Here is a 5,044-nt window from a genome sequence, read left to right on the forward strand (position 1 = left end):
GTTGTGGTGCCGAATGATTTGCGCAGTAAGAGCAATATTAAATGGAGACCCTGCAACGGACGCCGCTCACATGGCAGGCTTTTCTGATAGTGCGCATTTAAGCCGGACTTTTCGACAAACGTTTGGAATGACTATTCGCCAGGCCAACGCCATTTTTCTAAAAAGTTAGCCAGTTTATTCAATTCTTGTCACTGAGCATTAGTTACTCTTTTCACATACACAATGAAAGGAGATTCCCATGAATGAACTATCAAAAGATTATTTGCAAGAAACACCAATGTTGGATTTCAACCATCCGTATATCCAAAAGCTGGTAGAAAAAGAAGAATGGAAAAAACTGTCTCAGTACGACGCTATTGGTGCAATTTACGATTATGTGCGTGACAAAGTACGTTTTGGCTATAACAAAGATGATCGCCTAGCAGCCAGCAAAGTATTAAAAGATGGATACGGACAGTGTAATACCAAAGGAACGTTATTAATGGCGCTACTTCGTGCCGTAGGTATCGCGACTCGTTTTCACGGTTTTACTATTTATAATGAGTTACAGAGAGGGGCAATACCAAACTACCTTTTCAAGATCGCTCCAGATCGTATCATCCATAGTTGGGTAGAAGTTTATCACGATGGACGCTGGATCAATCTTGAAGGTTATATATTGGATAACAACTACTTAAAACAAGTTCAAAATCAATTTTCAGAACAAAGTGAGTCATTTTCAGGTTACGGCATTGCAACCAAATGCTTGTCTGATCCTAACATTGACTGGAAAGGGCAAGATACTTATATACAAAGTGAAGGGATTGCTGATGATTTCGGTGTATTCACTCAACCAGAAAGTTTCTACTCGGTACACGGTAGTAATTTGTCGGGTATAAAAAAAGTATTGTTTCGATATGTACTCCGCCACTTAATGAATTGGAACGTGAACGGAATTCGTACAAAAGGGATTTCAAATAACAGGTAGTTTGAATATTAGAGCCTGAGCGAAAGTTACCTCAGGCTTGCCTTATTATGAGCTGTAGCTATGTAAGGTTCATAAGCTTTTGATCCCTTTTAGGCTATTACTCCCAAGTCCCCTGCTCATTCTCATGAATGACTCTGATTAACTTGGCTGGCGTCCCACCATATAATGAATCAGGCGGCACATCTGTATTAACAACTGAGTTAGCCGCAATCACAGATCGCGCACCAATGGTCACACCTTGGTTAATCACAACATTACCACCAATCCACACATCATCCTCAATAGTTATCGGGCCACAGATGGTTTCCCAGTTTCGACGTTTGAGATAGCTCAAATCATGGCTAGCACAGTAAAGCTGCGTGTTCGGACCAATCAACACATTACTGCCAATTGTAATTTTAGCGCCGTCTAACATAGTCACATTCATGTTGATGAATGTCTTTTCCCCAATCGAGATTGTCTTACCGAATTCACAATAAAAAGGAGAACGGACGATACTAGAATCTGGAATACTGCCCATTAGCTGTTGAAACAACCCACTGCGTAGTGAATCATCGGTGTTTTGATTAATCTCCTGCAATAAGTTCGAAGCATTTTGACGGATACGAATAATACAGTCGGCTCCCCCGTCAAAGACTTCCCCTGCAAGCATTTTTTCAAATTCGGTCATGTCGCCTCTCAACTTATTTTGTATAGGTTTGTCGCAACAACATTGTATCACTTGCGATACTCTCTATTCATCAGAAGTAGAAACACCAAGCAAATATTGCTTTCGACTTGCACAGATAATATAAGCATAATCAGTATCTGAGTTTGAGTTTGGACATTAACGAGGCATTAGTTCTAAGGAGAGATTATGTCGATAACATCAGGGATAGCGCTATTTATGGCGATGCTTCTATCCGCTGCGATTCCGGGTCCAAGTGTCCTAGCTGTTGTGTCGAGGTCTCTGACTTATGGTTGGAAACAAGGGTTGTTAGTCGTGCTAGGAGTTTTACTTGCCGACTACATATTTATCTTTCTGGCGTTGTCTGGTTTATCTGCGGTTGCAAGCATGATGGGTGAGTTTGCCACACTAATAAAATATGCAGGAATTACCTATCTGTTTTGGTTGGCATATATTACTTGGACTTCAGATACCTGCGAAACATCACCACAAACTTCTGATACTGAGGCAAAAGCCTCCAGCGTAATAACAGGTATGCTAATGACCTTAGCTAATCCGAAAGCCATATTATTTTACATGGGGTTCTTTCCCGCATTCATTGATTTACAGTCAGTCTCGTTATCAGATATCGTTATTATATTTGTAATTTCAACATTTTCCGTAGGCGGTGTTTTAAGCATTTATTCTTGTTTGGCATCGAAGACTAGCTTTGTATTTCAGGAGCGACAAGCCAAGAAATTACTGAATAAGATTTCAGGTGGTTTCTTAGCAACTTGCGGAGCTTTACTAGCAACAAAGTCCTAAGCCAAGCGTCCACATATTTACAGACTCGAAAACACCTTGGAATGATATATCAGATAGCCTAAAGTAATTCGCACAAGGCACAGTGTCGTAGCACAGTTAAGTAGCGCCCCTTTAGTACGCCCATAATAAGCCTTAAACTCGTTTGATCATCTGAACATCTATAATAGTTGTACCTTCAAATTCTTCAGATACATGACCACCCGACAATTGAAACCCCTGCTTAGAGTAGAACTGAATTGCTGAGACATTGTTGTCGAGAACATACAGACTGATCGTTTTCATACCCAGCTCTTGGGACTCTCTTTCCAGGTAACTCATCAGTTTATAGCCTAAACCCAGCCCGTAAACACTCGGGCATAAGTAGAGCTTACTAAGCTCTATAATTCCATCATGCTTCGAGTGAACGCTGTAAGACATAAACCCAACAACCTTACTCTCACGTTCAGCGACAACTACCGTTTCTACGTTCGTTCTGATTATACCCTGCCACTCATCTACGCGAGATGAATGAGTATAGCCATGAATATATCTGGCTGGCATCAACCCATCAAATGCATTTTCCCACGAACTCACGTGTATTTGTGCGATGTCATCAACATCAGCTTGTTGTGCTTTTCTTAAGTGAACTTCCACTGTTTCTTCCTTGAAATCCCTAACGCTAGCTAGATGGTCAATAGACCGGCTATCCTATTTAATTAACCGCCTCAAACGGAGTTAAACCAAACAAAATGCCAAGCATTGAGGTTCTATATCAAACCATTTGTTCTACATCTGGTATCTGCATCGTGCCTTTAATCACGGTGACTGCTGAACCTATCAACTTGGTGCGCCCATTAGATAACAGCGCCGTCGTAACGTAACCGCCACGTTCTGATGCTTGAAAGCCTTTTAGCTCTAACTTACCTAACTTCTTTGACCAATAGACCGTCAAGGCGCAATGAGCAGACCCCGTTACTGGATCTTCATTTACACCAACCCAAGGTGCAAAGTACCTTGAAATAAAGTCTAGATTTTCACTACCTGAGCGCGTAGTCACTAAAACACCACGACCTTTCATTTGCTTTAATGCGTCAAAATTAGGTTGTAAGTTTAGTAAGGCTTTTTCACTGTCGACTTCGATAAAAACCTTTGAATCGAAGCTTCCAAATGAAACAACTTCACTTTGAACTATGCCTAAATACTCTAATAAATTAGATGGCTGAATAGCATCAAATTCGATTATCGGCGATGGGAAATCAAGTTCAATTGTAGACTCATTGATGAGTGCCGTTAATGTTCCCGAGGCCGTTTCGAAATTAACGGTCTCTCCGCTCTTCAACTGCCCTCTTTCTTTAAGAACGTGAGCGACAGCAAGAGTCCCATGACCACACAATTTCACCTCTGATTTCGGGGTGAACCATCTCAATCTCATATCCGAAAGCGACAAAAATGCCGTTTCAGATACAGCCATTTCTTCAGCAATTGAAAGCATTAGGTTTTCGCTTAGTCCATTAGTCGTTATACAGACACCAGCAGGGTTTCCTTTAAACGCTTCACTTGTAAATGAATCTACCTGATAAATATCTAAATCCACTTAATTCTCCAAACTAAAAAGTTAAATGCTCAGTTCTATGTGGTGAGCAGCACCTATGTCATACCTAAACCTTATCACAGGAGAAGCAAAACCAGAGCCATACTAAAATGCCAAGCATTGGGCATCTACCCTAAATATTATGTGCGTTTTCTACGACTCTGGGTAAGCCTGCCCTTTTACTTGAGCACTTGACGCTGTCGACGCATGCCTATGTAACCACACCCATCTATCCGTTTTCTTTAGAACTACAGTCCATCGAATAGGAACACAAATAGCACCTTGTTCAGTTTTTAGGTGAATGGTTAAGCACTGCGAAACAACAGCACATTTATCAGAAACGACAATATCAGACCAACCCCATTCAAATTGAGTGGCAGAAGCTTCTGAAAAATTCCTAAGGAATAGCTTTTTGACTGACTGAATACCAGAGCACAGTTCATCTTCACCAGTGCCGATAACAGAAATATTTTCATTCGAATCAAACACCAGCATCAATGCATCGATATCTTTCGCACAATAGGCTTTCGCGTAGTCTTCCAATGTTGCAACAATTTCGTCTAGCTCTTGCATGGTTCACTCCTTAGTTACAACGAAGTGTAGACCAGCACTGCATCATGCTTTATGAAGCGCTAATAAATATGAGTAAAGCAAAAGTGCCAAGTGTAATAAATCAACTCTCAACCTCGACCTATGTTTGGGGGTTCTCATCTTCAACATTTTTAATCAGCGGAGCTGCACACTCCACAAATGCACTAATATCAAAGCTTGATGGTTGATCGGCACCACCTGTCACAGAGAAGTTACCTGAAGTACTGGTGTCACTAGATGTCTTATCAACATCGAGAGTAATTTCGATTTTGTATTCATGCCCTTCAGGAAGAAGGTTGGAGCATTCTTCGAGTGTTGCTGAAACGGCCACTGAATTTAGTGAAAATAGACCCAACGAGATAATGATTTGTCTTAGAGTTACCATGACCAAAGCTCCATATAAATTACAAAAGTAATCATATCAGTAATCTATACTTCAACGTAC

The 5,044-nt window shown here is 40.9% G+C and carries 8 protein-coding genes; 3 read left to right on the forward strand and 5 right to left on the reverse strand.

The genetic code is table 11. The features are described from left to right. The first annotated feature begins 13 nt into the window (after positions 1-13). Both L4C33_RS19600 and L4C33_RS19605 read left to right on the forward strand, forming a co-directional pair. A complete protein-coding gene (locus L4C33_RS19600; RefSeq protein ID WP_428814089.1) occupies positions 14-169 on the forward strand; it encodes a helix-turn-helix domain-containing protein in 156 nt (51 codons plus the stop codon). A 69-nt stretch (positions 170-238) separates the two neighbouring features. Continuing rightward, positions 239-967, forward strand: coding sequence for a transglutaminase-like domain-containing protein (locus tag L4C33_RS19605; RefSeq protein ID WP_428814082.1), 729 nt, complete (start codon positions 239-241; stop codon positions 965-967). A 97-nt stretch (positions 968-1,064) separates the two neighbouring features. Here L4C33_RS19605 and L4C33_RS19610 read toward each other — a convergent pair whose 3' ends face one another. Further along, positions 1,065-1,637 (reverse strand): sugar O-acetyltransferase, encoded by a 573-nt coding sequence (locus tag L4C33_RS19610; protein ID WP_428814083.1) that lies wholly within the window; start codon positions 1,635-1,637, stop codon positions 1,065-1,067. Positions 1,638-1,823: 186 nt separating this feature from the next. Here L4C33_RS19610 and L4C33_RS19615 point away from each other — a divergent pair, with 186 nt between their 5' ends. Further along, complete coding sequence (locus tag L4C33_RS19615; RefSeq protein ID WP_428814084.1) at positions 1,824-2,438, forward strand: LysE family translocator; 615 nt, start codon at positions 1,824-1,826, stop codon at positions 2,436-2,438. A gap of 132 nt (positions 2,439-2,570) precedes the next feature. Here the strand turns inward: L4C33_RS19615 and L4C33_RS19620 are convergent, their stop codons facing one another. The 4 genes from L4C33_RS19620 to L4C33_RS19635 form a co-directional block, all read right to left on the reverse strand. Then, complete coding sequence (locus L4C33_RS19620) at positions 2,571-3,071, reverse strand: GNAT family N-acetyltransferase (protein WP_428814085.1); 501 nt, start codon at positions 3,069-3,071, stop codon at positions 2,571-2,573. A gap of 118 nt (positions 3,072-3,189) precedes the next feature. Further along, a complete protein-coding gene (locus L4C33_RS19625; RefSeq protein ID WP_428814086.1) occupies positions 3,190-4,011 on the reverse strand; it encodes a PhzF family phenazine biosynthesis protein in 822 nt (273 codons plus the stop codon). Positions 4,012-4,161: 150 nt separating this feature from the next. Further along, positions 4,162-4,581: a nuclear transport factor 2 family protein gene (locus L4C33_RS19630; RefSeq protein ID WP_428814087.1), complete on the reverse strand. Its 420-nt coding sequence runs from the start codon at positions 4,579-4,581 to the stop codon at positions 4,162-4,164. Between the two features lie 118 nt (positions 4,582-4,699). Continuing rightward, complete coding sequence (locus tag L4C33_RS19635) at positions 4,700-4,984, reverse strand: hypothetical protein (RefSeq protein ID WP_428814088.1); 285 nt, start codon at positions 4,982-4,984, stop codon at positions 4,700-4,702. Positions 4,985-5,044: the final 60 nt, after the last annotated feature.

The sequence above is a fragment of the Vibrio makurazakiensis genome (assembly GCF_050337375.1).
Taxonomy (GTDB): domain Bacteria; phylum Pseudomonadota; class Gammaproteobacteria; order Enterobacterales; family Vibrionaceae; genus Vibrio; species Vibrio makurazakiensis.